Genomic DNA, 23,360 nt, shown 5'->3' on the forward strand with positions numbered 1-23,360 from the left:
TATTTATTTACGTAGTGGATCCTTCTTCATCTAAGTATAAGTCTTCATCGGATATAACACCGTTCCATCTTGAAAAACCAGGAAGTGCCTCTATTCTATACCAAGCGGAGCGATACCATATGCCTTCCGGGTCTTTTTTTACCGGTGCCAATTCGTAAGCTTTTGTATCTTTATGATAATCCCACGTAATATAGTTGTTAAAATCTTGAATTATATCCGTTATCGCCACCCCTATTTCTCCAGTAAGTATTTTTTGAAATTCTCTCCATCTGTATATAGAAGAGTCCCTTAGCGTCAGTCCAAAATAACCCACAGCTCCCTCATCTTTTAAAAGCGAAATACCTCTTTTTATAAAAGCGCTAAAGGCCGCTATCGTTTCTGGTGGATCTGTGATAAATACGTCAAATTTACCAAGCATTTCCTCTGGAAGAGGCTTTCTCAAGTCCCATACAAACGCTTTTGCATTTTTTATGCCATGCCTTTCAAATATCTCGTTGTCAAAATCTATAGAGCGCTTATCTATATCTATTATAGTAACAGAGTTTGCCTTTCTTGACAGAGCTATCGCCAATCCTGTCAAATCATCCTCTGCTCCCATCACAACTATATCTTTACCCTGCAAATCCCCTCTTGAATCTATAAACAGCACTCTACTAACTGTAGTTTCTGGGGTTACTGAACCTTGGTCATAGTCCTGTATAGCCTTTGGTCTATTCTTTGTCTCTTGTAAAAATGCTCTATAAAGTTCTATATCTAAATAAAATGGTATACCTCTACCTTCACAAGCCTGACATTTATGTTCTTTTCTTGGATGTATATTATATTCTTTGATAAGATCATACCCTTTTTGAGTAAGCCTCACATCTTGATTTTGGTCCACAAACACATACCCTTCTTCTAAAAGCGTGTTTACAATGCCTGCGGCTGCTGGTACCGGTAAATCTGCATAATCTACTATGCTCCAAAAGTTTCCCGTTATCAAAAGCCCAGACAACACCATTTCTATATTTTTCTTATACAACTTTACTCCACCTTTCTCTTTGGCTTTCTCTGCCAATTCTACAAGCTTGTTTGCAGTACTCAAAACATCACCTCCTTAAATTGGTGGTGATATTATACCACAATTCGAGCTATTATGCTTAAGTATAAATTTAAGCGTTTATTTTATAGCTAATAATTCAACATAGTACGCAGTTATACCATTCGTCAAAACTGTAAAATTGTTTTAAATTCTCAGACATGCCTCTTAACATGTTAAAAATCTTATCTCTGTTTTGAACAGGCATATTCATTTTGTCAAACCCATCTGGCAATCTATGTTGTAAAAATGATGAGGTGCAAGCTAGATTTTCATATTAACTAAGTTAAAATATAAATCATTGATATAAACATTTATTTTTTTATAATTTTTATGTATGAGTTTTTTCCAATTAAAAAAACATTTAAAACCAGCCGGAGACCAGCCAAAAGCTATTGATAAGCTGTTATCCAATTTTGAAGCCGGCGCAAAAGCCCAAGTGCTTCTTGGTGCTACAGGTACTGGTAAAACTTTCACCATAGCAAACATTATAGCCAAATACAAAAAACCAACACTTGTATTGGCCCACAATAAAACGTTGGCAGCACAGCTTTACAGAGAGTTCAAAGAACTTTTTCCAAACAACGCTGTAGAGTATTTTATATCTTACTATGATTACTATCAACCTGAGGCTTATATACCAGAAAAAGACCTTTACATAGAAAAAGATTCTTCCATAAACGACATACTTGATAAATACCGTCACAGCGCCACAAAATCTGTAATCGAAAGAGCCGATACGATAGTGGTAGCCTCGGTATCCTGTATATACGGCCTTGGTTCTCCAGAACATTATGTAAATATGCGTATTCAGCTTTTAAAAGGACAAAAACTAGATCCTTTAAAATTATCACGTCAATTGGTAGAGATAGGCTATGAGAGAAACGATTTCTCTTTCAAAAGAGGAACTTTCTCTGTAAGAGGTGGGGATTCCATCGAAATAGTGCCTTCTCATGCTGATGACATTGTTATACGCATAGAGTTTTGGGACAATGAAATAGATTCAATAAAAGAGCTCGATTTACTAAATAGACATGTTATAAGAGAAATAGATTATACTGTTTTATTTCCAGCCACACACTATGTAGCCCCAAAACCAGCCCTTATGGAAGCTATAGAAAAGATAGAAAAAGACTTAAAAGCAAGAGTTGAATACTTTAAATCTCAAGGCAAAGAAATAGAGGCTCAAAGACTATGGCAAAGGACTATGTACGATATAGAGATGATAAAAGAAATTGGCCATTGCAAAGGTATAGAAAATTATTCTAGATATTTTGACGGCAGAAAAGAAGGGGAGCCTCCTTTTACACTGCTCGATTATATGCCAGAGGACTTTTTACTCATAGTGGATGAATCTCATGTCACCATACCGCAAGTAAGAGGTATGTACAACGGAGACATATCCAGAAAACAAAAGTTAGTGGACTATGGATGGAGATTACCCGCCGCTCTAGACAACAGGCCCCTTAAGTTTGATGAGTTTTTAAGAAAAATCAATAAAGTTATATTTGTATCAGCTACACCAGGAGATTGGGAAATAGAGTTTTCAAAAGGAGTCATAGTAGAGCAAATAGTAAGACCCACCGGTCTTTTGGATCCAGAGATAGAAGTAAGACCAACTACAAATCAGTTGGAAGATTTGATAAAAGAGATTTTAAAAGTAAAAGCCAGAAACGAGAGAGCTATAGTTTTAACCACCACAAAAAGATTATCAGAAGATGTAGCGAATTATCTCATAGAAAGGCGGATAAAAGCAAGATATCTTCACTCTGATTTAGATGCTATAGAAAGGGCAAAGGCTATAAAAGAGCTCAGAGAAGGCTCAATAGACGTTATTGTTGGTGTGAACTTGCTAAGAGAAGGTATAGATATGCCTGAAGTTTCTTTGGTGGCTATATTAGAAGCTGATAAAGAAGGGTTTTTAAGAAGCACCACTTCACTTATACAAACTATAGGAAGGGTGGCAAGAAACATAAATGGCAAAGCTATGCTTTACGCTGACCGCATCACAGAATCTATGAAAAAAGCCATAGATGAAACAAACAGAAGAAGAGAAATACAAAAACGCTACAACGAAGAGCACGGCATAATACCAAAATCCATTGTAAAACCTGTTAAAGAGCTTTTAAGCATAGAAGACTTAGACTATGTGAAAGTACCAGATTCTATACCAAAAGATATTAAGACAGAAAAGGACTTGGTAGAACGTTTAAATAAACTTGAGAAGATGATGTGGGAAGCTTCTAAAAAATGGGAATTTGAAAAGGCTGCAAAAATAAGAGATGAGATAAACGAACTTAAAAAAGTGGCTGGCTTGTTTTAGGCTTTTATGAATATAAAACTGTTTTTGTCTGATATAGACGGAGTTTTAACGGATGGAAAGCTTTACTACACAAAAAATGGAGAGGAGATAAAGGCTTTTAACGTATTGGACGGACTTGGCATAAAACTTCTTCAAAGCGCAAACATAAAATTTGGTGTCATATCTGGAAGGCATTCTGAAGCATTGATAAACAGGTTAAAAGAGTTAAAGATAGACATAATATACACTGGAAATCACAACAAGCTTGATATTTACAACAAGATAAAAAAAGATTTTGCTTTAAAAGATGAAGAAATTTGTTATATGGGAGACGATGTAGTAGATATTCCCATTTTAAAAAGAGTAGGTTTAAGCTTTGCCCCCTCAAACGCCCATGATTACGTAAAAGGCTTTTGTAAATATATAACAAAAAGACAAGGTGGCGATGGTGCTTTGCGAGAAGCCATAGAGCATGTTCTTGAGCTAACCGGACAGCTAACTAACATACTAGAATCTTTTGATGTTTAATTTCTTATTTTAATAAAATTTTAATTTTTATGTTATATAATCAAGGTGAGAGGAGGGTTTATGAAAATAGCTTTTTGTGAACTAGAGAGTTGGGAAATGCCTTACATAGAAAATTTTGTAGAAGAAAACAATTTGGAGCTTGTATGCTTTTCAAATGAAACGATAGATAAAGTAGAAATTCCCGATGATATAGAAATACTTAGCGTTTTCATATATTCTAAAATCAGCAAAGACGTGATAGATAGCCTACCTGATTTAAAGCTTATAGCTACTAGGTCTACTGGTTTTGACCATATAGATGTAGCTTATGCAAATTCCAAAGGAATAACAGTATGCAATGTACCGTCCTATGGTGAAGAAAGCGTATCTGAATACGCTATAATGCTTATGTTAGCTTTAGCAAGAAAACTAAGAGAAACTATAGATAACGTAGAAAAGGGCGTATACAAAACATCGAATTTAAGGGGTATTGAACTCGCTGGCAAAACTTTAGGTGTAATTGGCACTGGTAGGATAGGCGCAAGAACAGCCCTTTTGGCAAGGTGTTTTGGCATGGACGTTGTTTGCTACGATGCAAGGCAAAACCAAATACTTATAGATGCAGGTATAAAGTATTTAGATTTTAACGAGCTTTTATCTGTTTCAGATTTTATCACATTACACGTGCCTTATTTGCCATCAACACATCACCTTATAAATATGGACAATATAAAACTTTTCAAAAAAGGAAGTTTTCTTATAAACACATCAAGAGGTAAAGTAGTAGAAACCGAAAGCGTAATATATGGCTTAAAGCAAAAGATATTGGCTGGAGCTGCCATAGACACTTTTGAATCAGAAGAGGTGGTGATGGAAGAACATCTTTTGTGGAATGAAAACCTGTCTGCAGAAACTCTCAAAAAAGCCTTAGAGATAAATTACCTCCTCAAACATCCAAACGTTATTATAACACCACACAACGCTTACAATACAAAAGAAGGGCTTCAGAGGATATTGAACACTACCTTTGAAAATATACAATCCTTTTTGAAAAATCAGGCTAAGAACGTTGTTAAATAGTATTTTGGTTTTTAAAATGACTGATAAACCAATTTTTAGTATAATATAGGTGTGAAGTCGAAGTATTTTAAGCTAGGTCTTTTTCTTCTTTTAAGCGCTATAGCTTTTGCTTTCATGGCAATAAGTTTTAGCAGTATAAGATATTTTTTTGAAAAATCTAACACATACGAGGCGCTGCTTGACAATGTACATGGTTTAAGCGTTGGAGCAGAAGTAAGAGTAAACGGTGTAAAAGCGGGTAGAGTTGAAAAGATTAGCTTTAGAAACGGTAAAGTTTTGGTGGTTTTTTCTGTAAAAAAAGATATTCCTATATATAAAGATGCCGAGGTGTCTATAGGTACTCTTGGGCTCATGGGAGATAAATACGTATCTGTAGAAGAAGGGCATTCTATATACGGCGAACTTCCGCCAAACAGTATGATAGAAAACATAGGTGTTTCATCAGATACGGAATCTCTCATCAAAAATCTAAACAACACCGCTAAGAACTTTTCTGTAGTAGCCTCCAATTTAGCTAGTATAATATCTCAAAATAGGGATCAAATCCAAGGGATTATTCAAAACCTTGATTCTCTTACCAAAAACCTAAATACTATGGTAGCCCAAAATCAAGACGCTCTTAGACAAACTATCTCTAACTTAGACATGCTTACTTACCAACTAAACCTTACTCTACCTCAAACTATAGCCGATATAGATAGAACCGCAAAGAATTTAGCTCAAATAACTGGGCAAAACAAAGAAGATATAAGGACTCTTGTTGAAAATTTAAAAGTCCTTTCTTCTACCTTAAAAGATCAAACTCCTGTTTTGATGGCAAATTTAAATACGCTTTCTCAGAATCTGAATAACTTGGTAGTGGAAAATCAAAACGGTGTGCATACATCTATTAAAAATTTTGCTGAACTTTCTAAAAGCCTAAAACAAAGCTCCGATGAGCTAAACCAAATACTGGCAAAAATAAATACTGGCCAAGGCACATTGGGTAAGCTAGTAAATGATAAAAGTTTATACGCAAATGCAAACGACGCTCTTTCTACATTCTCACATTTTGGCAAAATTGTCAACAGGTCAAACCTTTATATAGGTGGTAGATTTGAACTATTTAGAGCTGGTCAATCAAAAGGTATACTGTCTTTAAAATTTCAACCCAACAACCACGAGTACTATCTTTTTGAAATCGTTGGTAACTCAATGGGTAGAGTTACAACTCAATACATAAACAACAACCCCCAAACCATATATGAGTATAAGCCAGAATATACGTTGCAATACGCCAGAATTTTTAAAGATCCGTTCTTTAGGCCAGGAAAATCTTACTTTGTTGTAAGAGGTGGTTTGAAAGAATCTACTGGAGCGGTAGGATTTGACTATATATACAACAACAGACTTACATTCACTTCAGATTTGTGGAATTTTGGTAGAAAAGATTATCCTAATATGCCAAACCTAAAACCAGATTTACAAATAGGTGCTACATATCAAGTTTTTGGCCCACTTTTTGTAAGGGGTGGTATAACAGATATACTAAACAGTCAACTTACAGGTGGTTTTATAGGAGCTGGGCTCATGTTTACGGACAACGATTTGAAATATTTGCTTGGAGCAGTAAAAATACCTTAACCATACCAATCTTCTAACACATCTTCAAGTATAGCTTCAGCTGGATTTTTATCTGGTATTAAAAGCTTTTCCATTTCCTCAAGTATTTCAATACGCTTTTCATACATCTTGTCTTTAGTTTTGTTTTGTTTGCTTTTAATCAAATGATCTAATATACTCTTAAAATCTTCAAAATTATCTACTTTATAAGCGTATTCTAAAGCTAATTCGCCTATTTGATTTAATGACTGATGAGTCTTTGAATCAAAAAATATCAGAGGTTTCCCAGTAGCCACAGGATACTCCACCAAAAACGAAAGTCCGTCTGTAAGCATAGCATCGGATTCAGAAAATATAGAAAAATAATCTCCTCCAGTGTAGATTTCAACGTTTCCCATATTACTAAATTCTTCAAGCCATTTATCGTATTCTTCCTTATGCATAATATTATGCTCCATCAAAGATCTTCTTAAAAATGGATGTGGTTTAAAAATAATCTTCATATCCTTGTTTTCTTTTGCCAATCTTGTCATATCTTGATAGATTTTATGAAAAACTCCAAAACCAAGCCATCTTTGAGCTACGCTATGATGAGGTGCCCATATCAAAGTAAACATATATTTAGACATTTCTTCTTTTTGTTTATTCTCTCTAAGATATTTTAACCTATATAGCTTGGTACTACCAACAACTTTCACGTTTTTGGCTTTTAATATTTGATACTTTTCAAAATAACTTTTGTCAATATCCGTTTGAACATATATTCTATAAGCTAAATTATGAACGTAGGAGTTAAAGTGAAGATCGTCTTGCTCTGGTTTAAAATGCTCTACCAGTGTAATTGGATAATAAGGAACATATAAAATTTTTGCAAACATGACATATGGTACTTTTAAAGCCAATGGCCTATCGTTATCCCAAGGACTTTGTATAAAAATATAATCTGGATTTAACGCTAAAAGAATATCAAGAGCATAGTAAGTATTTTCCATATTAAAAGTTATATGCTCTATACCCTTTATTGTTAGTTCTTTTGATACCTCATCAGCCCCTTCTGCTATCATTGCATCTTTAAAATGGTTATTTATAGCTATTACAACTGTATCCACTTTTTCGCAGTTTTTAAAAGTAAAATAAACATCTTCTATATTATAAAAAGCCTGTAAATGATGTATTAAGAACACGACTCTCGGTTTTTTGTTCGAGTTAATTTTTCTTGATATAGCGTATATACCTTGCTGTAACGTATGAAACTGCTGATAAGACTGGAAAAACAAATCGTTTTTTAACTGTGTTATATTTATTACTGCAAAGTTTTCTAAATTGTTTAAACGTTCTATGATAGCTTTTTGATTATCAAGCAACTCTTGTAACTTTTTTGTTATATCTTCTTCCACAAAAGTATTATAATAAAAGATTATAAAAAGATTATAAAATAAAAATAAAAATAAACTTAAATTTAACCCCCGAGGGCGACCTACTTTCCCGTGCCGTTTGCCCAGCACAGTATCATCGGCGCAGAAGGGCTTAACTGCCGGGTTCGGAATGGATACCGGGTGTTTCCCCTTCGCTATTGCCCGCGGAGAATCTTGATTTTTAATTTTATAAGCTCAATAGGTTTGAGAAAGAAGAAGTTAGTGGGTATGCAAGTCGAACGAGCTATTAGTACCCTTTAGCCCCACCAATTGCTTGGCTTCCACTACAGGGCCTATCAACGTGGTCATCTTCCACGGCTCTTCAGGGAGTTCTTATCTTGAGGTGGACTTCGCGCTTAGATGCTTTCAGCGCTTATTCCGTAGAAGGATAGCTACTGGGCGCTACCACTGGAGTGATAACCCATACACCAGAGCCTTCCCTGTCCCGGTCCTCTCGTACTAAGGACAGACCCTCTCAAAACTCCTGCGCCCACGGCGGATAGGGACCGAACTGTCTCGCGACGTTCTGAACCCAGCTCGCGTCCCCCTTTAATGGGCGAACAGCCCAACCCTTGGAACCTGCTTCAGCTCCAGGATGGGGGGAGCCGACATCGAGGTACCAAACTTCGCCGTCGATAGGGGCTCTCGGGCGAAATTAGCCTGTTATCCCCGGAGTAGCTTTTATCCGCTGATCACATGCCCTTCCACTTGGAATGCATGTGGGTCACTAAGCCCCGCTTTCGCGTCTGCTCGACATGTCTGTCTCACAGTCAGGCACCCTTATGCCTTTGTACTCGATGGCGAATTTCCGACTCGCCTGAGGGTACCTTTGGACGCCTCCGTTACTCTTTGGGAGGCAGCCGCCCCAGCTAAACTGCCCGCCTGACACTGTCCCTTGCAAGGCTCACTTGCTAAGGTTAGAACTCTAACCTATCCAGGGTGGTATCTCACCGGCGGCTCCACCCCTCCCGAAAGAGGGGTTTCCTAGCCTCCCACCTATCCTGCGCAGGATAGGTCAAAGTCCAATGTCAGGTTACAGTGAAGCTTCACGGGGTCTTTCCGTCCTGCCGTGGGTAGCCGGTGTCTTGACCGGCATCACAATTTCATCGGGTCTCTCCTCGAGACAGCGTGGCACTCGTTGGACCATTCATGCAGGTCGGAACTTACCCGACAAGGAATTTCGCTACCTTAGGACCGTCATAGTTACGGCCGGCGTTTACCCGGGCTTCGATTTGGGGCTTGCACCCCGCCTCTTAACCTACGAGCACTGGCCAGGTTTCAGACCACATACGTCCTCTTTCGAGTTTGCGTAGTCCTGTGTTTTTGGTAAACAGTCGGCACCACCTGGTCTCTGCGACCCACGGAGGCCTTCGCTGAAAAACTACAACCTCCATGGGCACCCCTTCTTCCGAAGGTACGGGGTTAATTTGCCGAGTTCCTTGAGGAGAGTTCCCCCGACGCCTTAGGCTACTAACCCAGCCCACCTGTGTCGGTTTCCAGTACGGTCAGCTAAGCTTCAAAGGTTACGCCATTGTTTCTCGGTAGTGTAGCGTCAAGGCAATTACTTCATCAGCTCTCGGAGTATGAAGAGACGGATTTGCCTATCCCTTCCTCCTACTACCTTGAACCTGCATTCCATAGCAGGCTGCCTTTAGCTTCCTACGTCATGACTTAACCTCCACTTAGCTGGCACGGGAATGTTGACCCGTTTTCCATCGGCTACGCCTCATCGGCCTCACCTTAGGTACCGGCTAACTGGCGTATGATTTACATTGACGCCAAAACCTTGGGCTTCCGGCGGATAGATTTCTCATCTATCTTCGCTACTACTCATGCCAGGATCCTCACTTCCCTGTCGTCCATCATGCCTTACGGCTTTGACTTCAGCCAACAGGGAACGCTCTCCTACCACAGCTTGATGCTGTCCGTAGCTTCGGTACTGAGCTTAGCCCCGCTAAATTTTCGGCGCGAAACCCCAATAGGCCAGTGAGCTGTTACGCACTCTTTAAAGGATGGCTGCCTCTAAGCCAACCTCCTGGCTGTTTTAGGGATTTCACATCCTTCCCCACTTAGCTCAGTTTAGGGACCTTAGCTGACGGTCTGGGTTCTTTCCCTCTCGTACCTGGAGCTTATCCCCCGGGTACTGACTGCCATGGACCGCTTTCTCCCCATTCGGAGTTTGGTAGGGTTCGGTACCCCTTTCGAGGCCCTAGCCCTTCCAGTGGCTCTACCTGAGAGAAGCTACCATGACGCTAGGCGTCGACCTATTTCGGAGAGAACGAGCTATCCCGGAACGCGATTGGCTTTTCACCGCTACCCACACCTCATCCAACGGTTTTGCAGCACCGACTGGTTCAGGCCTCCAGACAGTATTACCTGTCCTTCACCTTGGGCATGGGTAGATCGTTCCGCTTCGCGTCTGCCCCAAGCTACTTAACGCCCTATTCGGACTCGGTTTCCCTTCGGCTTCGTCTTGCGACTTAACCTTGCAGCTTAGGACAACTCCCTGGCTCATTTTGCAAAAGGCACGCAGTCGAGGCAAAAGCCTCTTCCACTGGATTGTAGATCCTTGGTTTCAGGCTCTATTTCACTCCCCTTCCGGGGTTCTTTTCGCCTTTCCCTCGCGGTACTATGCGCTATCGGTCAGCTAGTAGTACTTAGCCTTGGAGAGTGGTCTCCCCAGATTCCTACCACCTTCCGCGGGGGCGGTAGTACTCGAGGACGCATCCGGAAGACTTTATGCTTTCGCATACAGGGCTTTCACCTTCTATGGCGCACTGTTCCAAGCGCTTTTGCTAGCATAAAGTTTTGTAACTTCCGCAAGACCTGGCAGGGTCTTGAAGATTCGCCTCACGACCCCTACAAAGCTAAGGCTGCCACCATGGCACTTTGTAGGTTTAGGCTGATCCCCGTTCGCTCGCCGCTACTGAGGGAGTCTCATTCGATTTCCTTTCCTGGGACTACTAGAAGGTTTTACTTCGTCCCGTGTGTGCCCCTTTCGGGTGCTATGGTATTATCCATAGCGGGTTGCCCCATTCGGAGATCCGGGCCTCAAAGGCTGTTTGCACCTCCACCCGGCTTATCGCAGCTTACCACGTCCTTCATCCACTCTAGCTGCCAAGGCATCCACCAAGGACCCTTACTAACTTGCATACCCACTTTAATTACTTCTTCTCTCAAACCTATTCAACTTATAAAGTATGAGCTTCTCCACGTTTTATACATGGAGATGGTGGGATTTGAACCCACGACATCCTGCTTGCAAAGCAGGCGCTCTCCCGCTGAGCTACATCCCCTTAATACGCATCCCTGATAATGGGCCTCACTGGATTTGAACCAGTGACCTTACCCTTATCAGGGGTACGCTCTAACCAAACTGAGCTAGAGGCCCTAAGGGTTAATAGCTCAATGAGAGGATAGCGTAGCAAGTGTTATCCGTTAAAAAAGGAGGTGATCCAGCCGCAGGTTCCCCTACGGCTACCTTGTTACGACTTCGCCCCAGTTACCGATGTTTTCATCGGCCTCTGCCTCCCTTGCGGGTTAGCTTGAGGACTTCCGAAAACACCAGCTTCCGTGGCGTGACGGGCGGTGTGTGCAAGGCCCGGGAACGTATTCACGGCGACATAGCTGATACGCCATTACTACCGATTCCGGCTTCATGAAGGTGAGTTTCAACCTTCAATTCGCACCACGACAAGGTTTGTGAGATTAGCTTGAGCTTACACTCTTGCTACTCATTGTCCTTGCCACTGTAGCGCCTGTGTAGCCCAGAGCATAAAGGGCATACTGACCTGACGTCGTCCCCTCCTTCCTCCGGCTTGTCGCCGGCAGTCTCCTTATAGAGCACCTCATACGAGGAAGCAAATAAGGACAAGGGTTGCGCTCGTTGCGGGACTTAACCCAACATCTCACAACACGAGCTGACGACGGCCATGCACCACCTGTGGTAGGATTTCTCCCAAAAGGGAAACACGGCTATCTTTCGACAGCCTTTCCTACCATTTCAAACCCTGGTAAGGTTTTTCGGTTAGCATCGAATTAAACCAGACGCTCCACCGGTTGTGCGGGCCCCCGCCAATTCCTTTGAGTTTCAGGCTTGCGCCCGTACTCCCCAGGCGGGATGTTTAACGCGTTAGCTGGGGTGCAGCGAAGTTATCACTACACCTAACATCCATCGTTTACGGCTGGGACTACCCGGGTATCTAATCCGGTTTGCTCCCCCAGCTTTCGTCCATGACCGTCAGTACCGTCCCAGTAGGCCGCCTTCGCCACTGGTGTTCCTCCCGATATCTACGCATTTCACCGCTACACCGGGAATTCCGCCTACCTGAACAGGACTCAAGTAACGCAGTTCGGAATGCCTTGCCGAAGTTGAGCTTCGGGTTTTGACAATCTGCTTACGAAACCAGCTACGGACGCTTTACGCCCAGTAACATCGCGCAACGCTCGGGACCTACGTATTACCGCGGCTGCTGGCACGTAGTTAGCCGTCCCTTCCTCTGATGGTACCGTCAAGACCAGGAGGTATTAGCCCCTAGTCCCATCTTCCCATCTGACAGAGGTTTACACCCCGAAGGGCTTCTTCCCTCACGCGGCATTGCGGGGTCAGACTTTCGTCCATTGCCCACGATTCCCCACTGCTGCCCCCCGTAGGGGTGCGGGCCGTGTCTCAGTCCCACTGTGGCTGATCATCCTCTAAGACCAGCTACCCGTCATTGGCTTGGTAGGCCATTACCCCACCAACTACCTGATAGGACGCGAACCCCTCTTTGAGCCGAAGCCTTTGACAGCCTCGCTTTCACCTTTTGCCTTAGTGACAAAAGGCTATATAGGGTATTAGCTATCCTTTCGGACAGTTATCCCCTTCTCAAAGGCAGGTTATTCACGCGTTACTCACCCGTTTGCCACTGAAAGTGAGTTGCCCCACTCTCCGTACGACTTGCATGTGTTAGGCATGCCGCCAGCGTTCGCGCTGAGCCAGGATCAAACTCTTCAAAGAATTTTATCCATGACTTTTGATGTTAATGTATTGCTACGCTATCCTCTTATTCAGCTATTGAAGTACGCTTGCTGATAGCCAATGTTTTGAAGCTATCAACCAATTGAGAATATTAAGTATACACAAATTTTTTCTTTTTGTCAAGATGGTGTTATATGATGTGGGTTAGATTTGTAGCAAAGGATTTATTCATGTTTTCCAGAAATATGCTTCTTATTTCTTTCATGACATCTTTAGTTTCATTGAAGGTTTTTTCTCCAAAATCCATAATACTTAAAGTGGATGTAGAACCTTCTCTTTTTAATCTTAAAGAAGTTTCTAAGCTTCTTAGATATAAATAAAGTTCTTTTAATCTCTCAAAGAAAGGATAAGTACTTTTCAAGATATCCATAGCTTTTAACATAGAAGGTTCTCTTAGCTTTTCTTTTAATATATATAACTGAGTAATAAACTCAGCATCCATCATAGATCCTGATGCTAACTTAATATTTATTTTGTCTTTATAATATTTTAGGCTTTTCTCTATCTCAAATTTCATATTCAGTGTCTCTTGTACCTCTTTTCCCGTTATATCTTTCTCAAATAAAAACTTATCTACTATGTGTTCAAATTCTTTTTTTAGACCTTGATCACCGGTAATTACTCTATACCTTGTCCAACTTAGTCTTTCCCAAAATCTTGCTTCATTTTCAAAGTAGTTTTTATAAAACTCAAGAGTGGGGTTTAGTTCACCTTTTTGACCCATGGGTCTTAACCTAAAATCCACTGCATAAAGATAGCCTTCTTTTGTATGAGTTGTCAGAAACTTTATAAAATCTTGTATATAATTTATTGAATTGATCTTTGTCTGATTATCTTTAGCAACAAAGCACAAGTCTAAATCAGAGTTTATGTTTATCTCTTTAGATCCAAGCTTACCAAGGGCAATTAAAAGAGTGTCTTCTCTTAGCTCAAAACTCCCTTCTAAAACCACCTCTGCCAACTCTGATAGACTTTCAAACAATTTTATTACGTTTTTAGATTTTGTTATATAGTTAAGTATTATTCTTATTTCCCATGCTCTTTTAAACCTTCTAAAAAGATTTAACTTATCTAGCTCAAGCCCTTTATAGTTATCTAAATCCTTTTTTATCTTTTCTTTAGTAGGAAAGTCCTGATAAAGGGTCAATATATCTTCTACAGTATCTGGATATCTTGATATCTCTGTGGATATTGTATTTGATGCTTCAAATATATTTAAAAGGGATTCAAATATACTTTCTTTTTCAAATATTATGCGCCTGCCGGTTTTACTCATTATAAACTTTTCAAGGTTCCTCAAGATAAGCTCCGGTTCTTTTGATAAATTTATTTTTTTTATAAGTGTCGGTAAATACTCTAAAAACTTTTGCCTTTCTTTTTCCGATAGATACACACCTTCTTTACCTTGAAATATCCCCAATATTGAGTTGAAGAAGTTTTTAGGATGCTTTACATTTGGTATACATTGAGAAAACGCCTCAACATCTTCTACTATGACAGCCTCTTGGCATGGATTTAAACTTATCTTTTTTCTGCTTTTAGGAAGCAAGTTATCAAAAATTTCTCTAACTCTAGATCTGTGCAAAGACAAAACGTTGTTAAATTTATCTTTTGAAAAGCCCATAAAAAATGCAAATTTTTCTACATCTTGGTCTTTTAAAACATGATCTTGCACACAATTTTTTATTTGTATAAGATGCTCAAGTCTTCTTAGAAACGTATACGCCTCCTTTAAAGAATTGCCCTCTTCTTCGGATAATATACCATTTTGCTCTAACTTCATTATAAGTCTATACGTATTGCCATCTCTCAAAAGAGGTTTTTTACCTCCAAGAAGAAGAGCCATAGCCTGAAGACTAAATTCTACTTCCCTTATACCACCCTCACCAGTTTTCACATTGTAACCTTTTGAAAGGGTTTTCTTTTTTTGTTCTAACTCTATTTTTTCCTTCATAAGAGCGATATTGTCTAAATCTCTTTGATCTATGGATTTTTTAAATACAAAAGGTATTATGATATTCTTATAAAAACTTGAAAACAAAGACGATTCATCATAAACAGCCCTCGCCCTTATAAGAGCCATCCTTTCCCAAAACCTTCCATACATCTCGTAATAGTCTTCAGCAGCCTCTATGCTCATTACTATGGGCCCAGATTTTCCAAAAGGTCTCAAATCTGCATCCGTTATATATATCTCCCCCTCTTTTGTATTTGTACTTATGCTTTTCATAAAAAGCTTACAAATATTGTCATAGTATTGAGTGTTGTCTTTTGAGAAAAACATAACGTCTATATCTGAATAAAAATTTAGTTCGTTGGACCCGAGCTTACCCATGCCTATTACTAAAAGTTCCTTTGCGTTGTCGTTTGATATATGCTTAATAAGGCTTTCTATTAGCGCATCTGCTAAAGCTGAATATTCTAATAGTATATCTTCCAAGTCCTCTGTGTTTAATATATCTTTCGCCACAAGTCTCATGAGCTCTCTTCTTCTATAAAAAGCTAAAAACTCCTCAAAGCTCATATCAGAGCGCTTATACAGTTCGTTTATCTCTTTTAGATAGGTTTCTTTTGATTTTACCTTATACCAAAGCTCTGGTATAGTCTCTTCAAATATCGTGGGGTGTCTTAAGATTAATTTTTTTATACAGCTTGATCTTTCTCCCAATTCTAAAAGCAATAAAAATCTTCTTGGATTTAGATATGATAAAAGAGTATCTTTATGGGGATGAACTTCTAAAAGCGATTCAAAAAATTGAAGAGCCTCATCTTGATTGTATACTTTGTCTTTTATAAAGTCTATATAGCTTTTATCAATCATTTACAATCCTTATTAAAAAATCTGGTATTTTTGTGAGTTTGCCGTCTTTTACTATGCAATGTTTTGTATTTCCTATCGCACAAAGTTTATCATCCACATACACTTTATAATCAAAGTAAAGACTAAATTCGTTCTTTATATTCATTGATGTTTCTATGTCAAAAACATCTTGATAAAGAATAGAACGTTTTATTCTTATGTTTGCTTCTACTAAAACCACAAAAAATCCTTCGTTATGCATCTTGTAGTAAGGGTATCCAAGATTTTCTAACAAAAAACCTCTAGCCTCTTCAAAATACCTAAAATAGTTTGAATGATGCACTACGCCTTGGGCATCGGTTTCATAAAAGTTTACTTTTCTTGTGTAGGTTGCTTTTTTTCCAAACATTGCTCGCACAATCCAAATATTTCAAGCCTATGATAAGTAGGTAAAAAGTTGTGCTTTAGACAAATCTCTTCTTGTAAATTTTCTATGTCTTCGTTGAAAAATTCTATGATACGCCCGCAAGAAACACATACGAGATGATCGTGATGACCTTCTTGAGTGCAAAATTCGTATATCGTCTTGTTGTTTTGTTTTATTATTTCTTTTATTATACCAAAATCCATTAAAAGTTTTACAGTTCTATATATTGTAGCTCTAGAGGCCAATTTTTGTGTATTTTGGATGTAGTTTACAAGTTCTTCTATTTCAAAGTGCTTTTTGTAATTTGCTATAACATCTATCAAATCTAGCCTATTTTTCGTTATTTTGTAGTTATGTTTTTTTAGAAAAGCCCTAAACTCTTCCTTTAACTTTTTTGTATTCATCACCTAATAATATACTTAATATATACTAAAAATGCAACGTCATAAAATTTTAGTATAAAATCATATTATGAAGTTAATGATTTGTACATCAAACAAAAAAAAGTTTGAAGAAATAAGCTCAATCTTAGAATCTCTAAAAAAAGATGAAAATCTAGATTTAGAATTTGTAAAACCACCTAAAGAGATAGAGGTAGAAGAATATGCAAATACATTTTTATCAAACGCTTATCTGAAAGCCAAAGCCTATTACAATGCGTTTGGTATACCAGCCTTAGCAGATGACTCTGGACTCGTGGTAGAGGCTTTCAGTGATAATTTAGAAAGGCCCGGTGTTTATTCCGCAAGATTTTACAAAGATAGTTTTGGATCTCATGTCCTAAAAGAAGAAGATTTTAAGCTTTCAAAAGATGAGCTAAACAATCTCAAAGTTTTAAGGCTTTTAGAAAAAGAAGAAAATAGAAAAGCAAAATTTGTAAGCGTTGTTGCAATAGTTTTATCAAACAACTACGGCATATTTGGAGAAGGGGAGCTAAAAGGACATATAGCAAAAGAACCTTTTGGAAATTTTGGCTTTGGTTATGATCCTATATTTATACCAGAAGGATATAACACCACATTGGCAAACATAGAAAACAAAGACAAAATATCTCACAGAAGACAAGCGTTAGAAGCTGTATTTTTTATGTTAAAAAAAATGTTATAATATGAGTGTGGATACATTTTTTTTAGGTATTATAGCTATTTGTATGGTGGTTATTACGATATTTTGGATTGTTATAGCAAGCTCTATATTGTTGTTATTAAAGAGGTTAAAAGATATGACATATCTTGCCAGTTTGGTGGCTAATCTTGTAACTTATATAAGGAGGGACAAGAGTGAATAAACAGCTTGTGATAATAGGTGGAGGACCAGCTGGTGTTGCAGCTTCCATATACGCAGCTAGAAAGAAGATGGATTTTGTGCTTGTTACAAAGGACATAGGTGGTCAGATATTGACCTCCGGAGATATAGAAAATTATATGGGCTTTAAAAATATAGACGGTATTAATTTTGTGCAAAGACTTATAGAACAACTTGAATATTTGGAAGTATATCCTCTGTACGCTGAGGTAATTGATTTTAGAGCTTTAAAAGAACATGATTTTTCTATATCTTTATCAAATGAACTCACAATAAAAGCTGAAAACGTTTTAATATGCACCGGCGCTGATCATAAAAAGCTTGGTGTAAAAGGTGAGCAAGAGGGGATAGGCAAAGGTGTATCTTATTGTTATACCTGTGATGCACCTTTTTACAAAAATAAAAAAGTTATAGTAGTGGGCGGTGGTAATTCTGGATTTGAGGCGGCAGAACAACTTACAAATTACGCATCTTCTATAACAATAATTGAATATACAGATAGATTCAAAGCTGACGAAAGCCTTCAAAATAAAGTTTTAAAAAACGAGAAGGTAAAAGCCCTAACAAACCATAGAGTGCTTGAGATATACGTAGATAAAAATATAGGCGTAACAGGTGTTAAATTAGAGGATATGAAAAATGGCAAAACATACGATTTTGAAACTGAAGGTGTTTTTGTAGAAATCGGTACAAAGCCAAACACCGAGCTTTTCATAAATACTGGCATAAAGCTGAATAAATGGGGTGAGATAATCATAGATCAAAACAATAGGACGTCTTTGCTTGGGGTTTATGCGGCTGGGGATTGCACCAACATATTTGCAAAACAGATAATAACTGCTGCCGGCGAAGGAGCAAAGGCTCTTCTTAGTATTTATCACGATATTACATATGGTGTAAGTTCGTCGATATGAGCAAAGAAAGGCTACCTTTAAGTTTATTGGCGCTTTACAAGGAAACCTTTATAAGCTCTGTTGGATGTCTGGAGGAGATAGGTAGAAAATTAGTAGCCTACAGCGAAAGGGAAAACAAACATCTTTCTTTGTTGATTTTAGACATAGATAGGCTAAGAGACATAAACAAGAAGTTTGGCTATGAAAAAGGTAACGAAGTGCTTTTAACATTGGCAGAAAGTATGGAAGAAAGTTTAAGAAAAAGCGATGTAGCCGGAAAATACGAAGGTGGTAGTTTTCTTGTCATACTGCCAAACACAGATGTATCAGGAGCCATTAAAGTGGAAGAAAGGATAAGAAACACTTTTAACAACAAGATAAGAGAAAAAGATTTTAAAGATGAAAACATTACGTTTAGCGTAGCAATAGCCTCTTTTCCCGAACACGGCGACACTTTTGATGAGATGCTAAATAACGCTTTTGCCTGCCTAAAAAAAGAATCTACCGTTGATTTATCACATACCAAAGAAGCACCAAGCATTTACAATTCAAATAAGGTTGTAATATGTAATTTGATGAAAAAAAACAAATTTAACATAGGTATATCCGACTTAGTAAAAGCTATGGAAGATAAAAGACTGTTTCCTGTTTTTCAGAAAATAATAGACTATAAAACAAAAAAGATATACGGTTATGAAGTACTCATGAGGCTCATTTCAGAAAGCGGGGAGATAATACCAGCTTATGTATTTATAGATATTGTTTACTCTTCAAATATTATATACGCCTTTGAAGAATACGTCATAGACTTAGCCATAAAGAAGATAAAAAATTTAGACATAAAAACAAAGCTTTTCATAAACATGCCACTTAGAATTGTAAACATTTTTAAGAAGAACAAAAAACGTATGAAACATCTTTTAGAAGATATGGTAAATTCTCAAGATGTAATCTTTGAAATATCTGAAAGAAAAGAAAGAGAGCCCTTAGAATCCATAGGATATTTGGTAAACGAGTTGAAAGCTCTTGGCTTTGGTATAGCCTTAGACGACTTTGGCACAGAAAATTCATCGTTTCAGAAGTTAAATATAATAAGACCAGACATAGTAAAGTTAGATAGGTTTTTTTTAAGAGAGGGTAAAGATATGATATCTTGGGTAGCTGAAGGGCTGAAAAGCTCAGGCTACAAAATACTTATAGAAGGTGTTGAAACAGAAAAAGATGTCAAGCTTATAGATAAATTACAGCCCGATTTTGTTCAAGGCTTTTACTATGGGAAGCCTATAGGAGAAATTTGATGTTTACTGGGCTTATAGAAGAAGTAGGTTTTATAGTTTCAATATCAAAAGCCGAAAATACAAGAATTTGTGTAAAATCCTCTTTGGAAGTAAAAATAGGAGATAGCGTATCTGTAAACGGTGCCTGTCTTACTGTTGTAAAGAAGCTAGATAACGGTTTTTGCTTTGACGTATCACCAGAAACTATGATTAGGACAAATCTTAAATATCTAAAACCCAACGATCCAGTTAATCTCGAAAGGTCTATGATAGCTGGCGTTTCGAGGTTAGATGGTCATATTGTCCTTGGACACGTTGATTTTGTCTCAAATATTAAAAGCATAAAAAATTTAGGAGAGCATAGAGAGTTAGATATATATATACCATCTTCTTATAAATTGATGGTAGTTCCAAAAGGATCAATAGCTGTAGATGGCATAAGTCTTACAATCAACTATGTTTTTGAAGATTTTATAAGGATAAACATAATACCTCACACTTGGGAAAATACGAATCTATACGCTAAGAAAACTGGAGACTATGTAAACATTGAAACAGATATAATAGGTAAATATGTAGCCAGATATATGGAAAATTATAACAAATCAACTCTTGACAAATTCATGAACGGTTTGTTATAATTAAAATATGGTTGACGAGTCAGTAAGTAAATTGAAAGAAGAAGAGCTAAACAGCAAAGGCAAAAACAGAAAAAAAAGAAAAGCCTTAGAGACAAAGCGGGCCATAGTGGAAGCTGGCATAAAGCTTTTTTATGATAAGGGTTTTACAAAAACAAAAATATCCGACATCACTGAAAAGGCTAACGTAGCTCACGGCACTTTTTACGTATACTTTAAATCAAAAGAGGACTTTTTTATAAGCATATTGACGATGTCTAGAAAAGAGCTTTTAGAGAATGCCGATGAAGCAATAAAGCTTGCCAGCGAAGGTAAGATAGAAGAGGCAAAGAAAAGGTTTTTTATAGAAGGTTTTTCCAAAATGATTCAAAAAAGTAAGCTATTTGGAGTGCTTTTGTTTGAAGGAATGTGCACCGACGATAGGTTTAAGCAATTTTACAAAGAAGGTAGGTTTATATTTTTAGATAAGATGAAAAAAATTCTTAATCTATGCGGCATAGAAGGAGATTACAAAGCCCATATGCTTCTAGGACTTTCAAAACACCTTCTTGAAATATACATATTCACAGGACAAGATCCAAAACCAATATGGCAAGACGCTCTTAAAAATCTTGGGGTATTATGAGAAAATTTGTTTTTGGTATCTTGGCTTTAGCACAGATTTCTTTTGGTATAAGCCTTAAAGAAGCTATAGATTCCGCTTTAAAATACAACACAGATGTCTTATATCAAAAGCTAAACACCAAAATAGCTTCTGAAAAGAAAAAAGAAGTCTTTGGAAACTTTTTGCCAAGCTTAGATTTTAACGCCAATACAAATGTAGGAAACAAACTAGCTATACCAGAAGGTCCCACTAGCTTTGTATTCCAAAAGGGACATTTTAGCCAATGGAACTTTGGATTAAAACAAGTTTTGTTTGATATGCCTAGCTTTTACAAATATAAAATATCAAAAGACGATCTAAACGCTCAAAAGTATATGCTTACAGCAGTTAAAACTGATGTGAAGATAGAAGTCATAGATACATATATAAATGCACTTATAAAGAAAAAGCTTATAGAAGTGGACAAAAAGGAAATAAAGGATTACGAAAGGCATCTTTACAACGTAGAACAAATGTACAAACAGGGTCTTGTAGCTTTTAAAGATATATTGCAAACAAAGGTAAAACTAAATCAAGCAAAAGAAAAATTAGCAAAAGACGAAGGAGAATACAAAGTATATATTCAGAAACTCTCAAACCTTGTAGGAAGGCCAGTGCATCGTTTGAAGGAAATAAATTACATATCAAACCCGCTTGGCAAATACAATTTAAACCAACTTATCGACATAGCTCTAAAAAATAGAGTCATACTAAAATACGGTAAAACACTTATAAGAAAAGCCAAAGACTACCAAGCTTTAGTGAAATCTACATATCTTCCAAAAGCCTACGTTGAAGCAAGGTATGGATATTCTGATGAGATACCTGGATTACCTTATTATCAAGATTTGGTGAGTGCTGGAGTTTATTGGAGAATGTTTGGTGGCTTAAAAAGATTTCATGAAGTACATCAAGCGTTTTTAGCTTATAAACAAGCTTTAACAAACTATAAAAAATTGGAGGACGATGTAAAACTGCAAGTTACATCTTCTTATGAGGAGCTTAAAACTGCAGAAAAAGACATAGCACTAGCAAATTCTGAATTAAAAGATGCAAAAGAGCACTACAAAATAGCTTCTGAAAAATACAAAGCGGGACTTGGCACAAACACAGATGTCATAGACGCAGAGGATTATCTCACAAAAGCAAGAACAGATGTGGTAAATAGTAGATATTTTTACGCTTTATCGGTATACAAACTCATAGAGGTGGTGGCTTATGGACAGAAATAAAAAGATTGGTATAGCCGTATTGGTAATACTTATTGTTATATTCTCAGTAGTTGCCTTTAAATGGATATACTACAGGATCACACATGCGGTTTCCGATGCAGTGTTTGTGGAAGCAAACACCTTTACAGATGTAGCTTACAGAAGAGATAGTGGAAGAATTATAAAACTATTCAAAAAAGAGGGAGACAAAGTCCTAAAAGGCGAACCTTTGGCAAAAATTGACGATACAGATTATAAATTAGAGTATAAAGCTTTAAAGTATCAGATTAAAGAGCTTGAGAGCGAAATAAACCTTTATAAAATCCAAAGGGATAGGCTTTTAGTAGGTACAGGACTGGAAGCTCAAGCTAATCTATATAGAACTATGGAAGCTACTCAAAATATGCAATCTATTATGAACAAAGTAAAAGCTTTAGATGCAAAGATATCTTTAGTGAATAAAGACTATCATAGATTTCACAAACTTTATAAAGACGGCGTTATATCAAGACATGCTTTTGAAGAAAAAGAGACAGAGCTTAAGAACCTTCTAAACGAAAAAAACGCACTGTTAAATCAAGCTAACGCCATGGCTTCTTTATCAAAAGCTCAAAACTTAGGTGTAGCTATTGCAAAAAACAACCAAAAGCAGGTAAAAGAATTAACCCAAAAGATAGATGCTACAGAAAACCAGATAAAATCTCTAGAAGCAAAACTTCAAAATGTATCTGATATGATAGTTGAGACAGAACTCACCAGTCCTATATCAGGGTATATAGTAAAAAAGTTTGTAAGCGTGGGTGATGTAGTAAAACCAGGCCAACCAATATACGCTGTGTATAATCCAAAATCTGTATATGTGCTTGATATAATAGACGAGACAAAACTACACGGTATAAAGAAAGGATGTTTGGTACACATACACATAGATGCCTTGCCAAACGAACATTATGAAGGTGTGGTATCTGAGATTTTAAGAGCATCCGCTGCTAAATTCGCACTCATACCAAGAGACATCACGGCAGGAGAGTTTACAAAGGTAGCTCAAAGAATACCGGTAAAAATCAAAATTACAAAGGGTAATATCAACCTTTTAAGGGTAGGATATAGCGGTGAAGTGGCTATAGATAGATGTGCCAATCATTGATTTATTTCATTTTAA

General features: G+C 37.6%; 17 protein-coding genes, 2 tRNA genes and 3 rRNA genes. 12 read left to right on the top strand and 10 right to left on the bottom strand.

Annotation, left to right across the window (positions count from 1 at the left end):
* Nucleotides 1-7: 7 nt before the first annotated feature.
* Complete coding sequence (locus tag HY04AAS1_RS04200) at nt 8-1,084, bottom strand: bis-aminopropyl spermidine synthase family protein (RefSeq protein ID WP_012513877.1); 1,077 nt, start codon at nt 1,082-1,084, stop codon at nt 8-10.
* Between the two features lie 331 nt (nt 1,085-1,415).
* Between HY04AAS1_RS04200 and uvrB the strand changes: the two genes are divergently transcribed.
* Genes uvrB through HY04AAS1_RS04220 form a run of 4 tightly spaced genes read left to right on the top strand, consistent with a single transcriptional unit; the run spans nt 1,416 to nt 6,590 of the window.
* Nucleotides 1,416-3,401, top strand: coding sequence for an excinuclease ABC subunit UvrB (gene uvrB, locus HY04AAS1_RS04205; RefSeq protein WP_012513878.1), 1,986 nt, complete (start codon nt 1,416-1,418; stop codon nt 3,399-3,401).
* Nucleotides 3,402-3,407: 6 nt separating this feature from the next.
* Nucleotides 3,408-3,908 (top strand): HAD-IIIA family hydrolase, encoded by a 501-nt coding sequence (locus HY04AAS1_RS04210; RefSeq protein WP_012513879.1) that lies wholly within the window; start codon nt 3,408-3,410, stop codon nt 3,906-3,908.
* 60 nt (nt 3,909-3,968) lie between these two features.
* Nucleotides 3,969-4,967 carry a hydroxyacid dehydrogenase gene (locus tag HY04AAS1_RS04215; RefSeq protein ID WP_012513880.1) on the top strand — a complete coding sequence of 333 codons (999 nt, stop codon included), beginning with the start codon at nt 3,969-3,971 and terminating at the stop codon, nt 4,965-4,967.
* 51 nt (nt 4,968-5,018) lie between these two features.
* Nucleotides 5,019-6,590, top strand: coding sequence for an MlaD family protein (locus tag HY04AAS1_RS04220; protein WP_012513881.1), 1,572 nt, complete (start codon nt 5,019-5,021; stop codon nt 6,588-6,590).
* On the opposite strand, the gene HY04AAS1_RS04225 is transcribed toward HY04AAS1_RS04220, so the two are convergent.
* From HY04AAS1_RS04225 to HY04AAS1_RS04265, 9 genes are all read right to left on the bottom strand, one after another.
* A complete protein-coding gene (locus tag HY04AAS1_RS04225) occupies nt 6,587-7,966 on the bottom strand; it encodes a hypothetical protein (protein ID WP_012513882.1) in 1,380 nt (459 codons plus the stop codon). The genes HY04AAS1_RS04220 and HY04AAS1_RS04225 overlap by 4 nt on opposite strands.
* Before the next feature lie 67 nt (nt 7,967-8,033).
* Nucleotides 8,034-8,153 (bottom strand): 5S ribosomal RNA (rrf, locus tag HY04AAS1_RS04230).
* 57 nt (nt 8,154-8,210) lie between these two features.
* Nucleotides 8,211-11,137: ribosomal RNA gene (locus tag HY04AAS1_RS04235) — 23S ribosomal RNA — on the bottom strand.
* Between the two features lie 71 nt (nt 11,138-11,208).
* Nucleotides 11,209-11,280, bottom strand: a tRNA-Ala gene (locus HY04AAS1_RS04240).
* A gap of 20 nt (nt 11,281-11,300) precedes the next feature.
* Nucleotides 11,301-11,375: transfer RNA gene (locus HY04AAS1_RS04245), tRNA-Ile, on the bottom strand.
* Nucleotides 11,376-11,427: 52 nt separating this feature from the next.
* Nucleotides 11,428-12,983, bottom strand: a 16S ribosomal RNA gene (locus HY04AAS1_RS04250).
* Together the 16S, 23S and 5S rRNA genes with 2 tRNA genes alongside form the textbook arrangement of a ribosomal RNA operon.
* Before the next feature lie 151 nt (nt 12,984-13,134).
* Nucleotides 13,135-15,825: a hypothetical protein gene (locus HY04AAS1_RS04255; RefSeq protein ID WP_012513883.1), complete on the bottom strand. Its 2,691-nt coding sequence runs from the start codon at nt 15,823-15,825 to the stop codon at nt 13,135-13,137.
* Complete coding sequence (locus HY04AAS1_RS04260) at nt 15,818-16,213, bottom strand: thioesterase family protein (protein ID WP_012513884.1); 396 nt, start codon at nt 16,211-16,213, stop codon at nt 15,818-15,820. Before HY04AAS1_RS04260 ends, HY04AAS1_RS04255 begins: the two co-directional genes overlap by 8 nt.
* Nucleotides 16,177-16,635 carry a Fur family transcriptional regulator gene (locus HY04AAS1_RS04265; protein WP_012513885.1) on the bottom strand — a complete coding sequence of 153 codons (459 nt, stop codon included), beginning with the start codon at nt 16,633-16,635 and terminating at the stop codon, nt 16,177-16,179. Before HY04AAS1_RS04265 ends, HY04AAS1_RS04260 begins: the two co-directional genes overlap by 37 nt.
* Nucleotides 16,636-16,702: 67 nt before the next feature.
* Here HY04AAS1_RS04265 and rdgB point away from each other — a divergent pair, with 67 nt between their 5' ends.
* Genes rdgB through HY04AAS1_RS04305 form a run of 8 tightly spaced genes read left to right on the top strand, consistent with a single transcriptional unit; the run spans nt 16,703 to nt 23,345 of the window.
* Nucleotides 16,703-17,338 (top strand): RdgB/HAM1 family non-canonical purine NTP pyrophosphatase, encoded by a 636-nt coding sequence (gene rdgB / locus HY04AAS1_RS04270; RefSeq protein ID WP_012513886.1) that lies wholly within the window; start codon nt 16,703-16,705, stop codon nt 17,336-17,338.
* A 1-nt stretch (nt 17,339) separates the two neighbouring features.
* Complete coding sequence (locus HY04AAS1_RS04275; protein WP_012513887.1) at nt 17,340-17,519, top strand: hypothetical protein; 180 nt, start codon at nt 17,340-17,342, stop codon at nt 17,517-17,519.
* Nucleotides 17,512-18,450, top strand: coding sequence for an FAD-dependent oxidoreductase (locus HY04AAS1_RS04280; protein WP_012513888.1), 939 nt, complete (start codon nt 17,512-17,514; stop codon nt 18,448-18,450). The genes HY04AAS1_RS04275 and HY04AAS1_RS04280 overlap by 8 nt, the downstream gene beginning before the upstream one ends.
* Nucleotides 18,447-19,727, top strand: a complete 1,281-nt coding sequence (locus HY04AAS1_RS04285; RefSeq protein WP_012513889.1) for an EAL domain-containing protein — start codon at nt 18,447-18,449, stop codon at nt 19,725-19,727. Before HY04AAS1_RS04280 ends, HY04AAS1_RS04285 begins: the two co-directional genes overlap by 4 nt.
* On the top strand, nt 19,727-20,347 hold the full coding sequence (locus HY04AAS1_RS04290) for a riboflavin synthase (protein ID WP_012513890.1): 621 nt from the start codon (nt 19,727-19,729) through the stop codon (nt 20,345-20,347). The genes HY04AAS1_RS04285 and HY04AAS1_RS04290 overlap by 1 nt, the downstream gene beginning before the upstream one ends.
* Before the next feature lie 7 nt (nt 20,348-20,354).
* Nucleotides 20,355-20,969, top strand: coding sequence for a TetR/AcrR family transcriptional regulator (locus HY04AAS1_RS04295; RefSeq protein ID WP_012513891.1), 615 nt, complete (start codon nt 20,355-20,357; stop codon nt 20,967-20,969).
* Nucleotides 20,966-22,219, top strand: coding sequence for a TolC family protein (locus tag HY04AAS1_RS04300; protein ID WP_012513892.1), 1,254 nt, complete (start codon nt 20,966-20,968; stop codon nt 22,217-22,219). Before HY04AAS1_RS04295 ends, HY04AAS1_RS04300 begins: the two co-directional genes overlap by 4 nt.
* On the top strand, nt 22,206-23,345 hold the full coding sequence (locus HY04AAS1_RS04305) for an HlyD family secretion protein (RefSeq protein ID WP_012513893.1): 1,140 nt from the start codon (nt 22,206-22,208) through the stop codon (nt 23,343-23,345). Before HY04AAS1_RS04300 ends, HY04AAS1_RS04305 begins: the two co-directional genes overlap by 14 nt.
* Nucleotides 23,346-23,360: the final 15 nt, after the last annotated feature.

This window comes from Hydrogenobaculum sp. Y04AAS1 (genome assembly GCF_000020785.1).
In the GTDB taxonomy this organism is placed as follows: domain Bacteria; phylum Aquificota; class Aquificia; order Aquificales; family Aquificaceae; genus Hydrogenobaculum.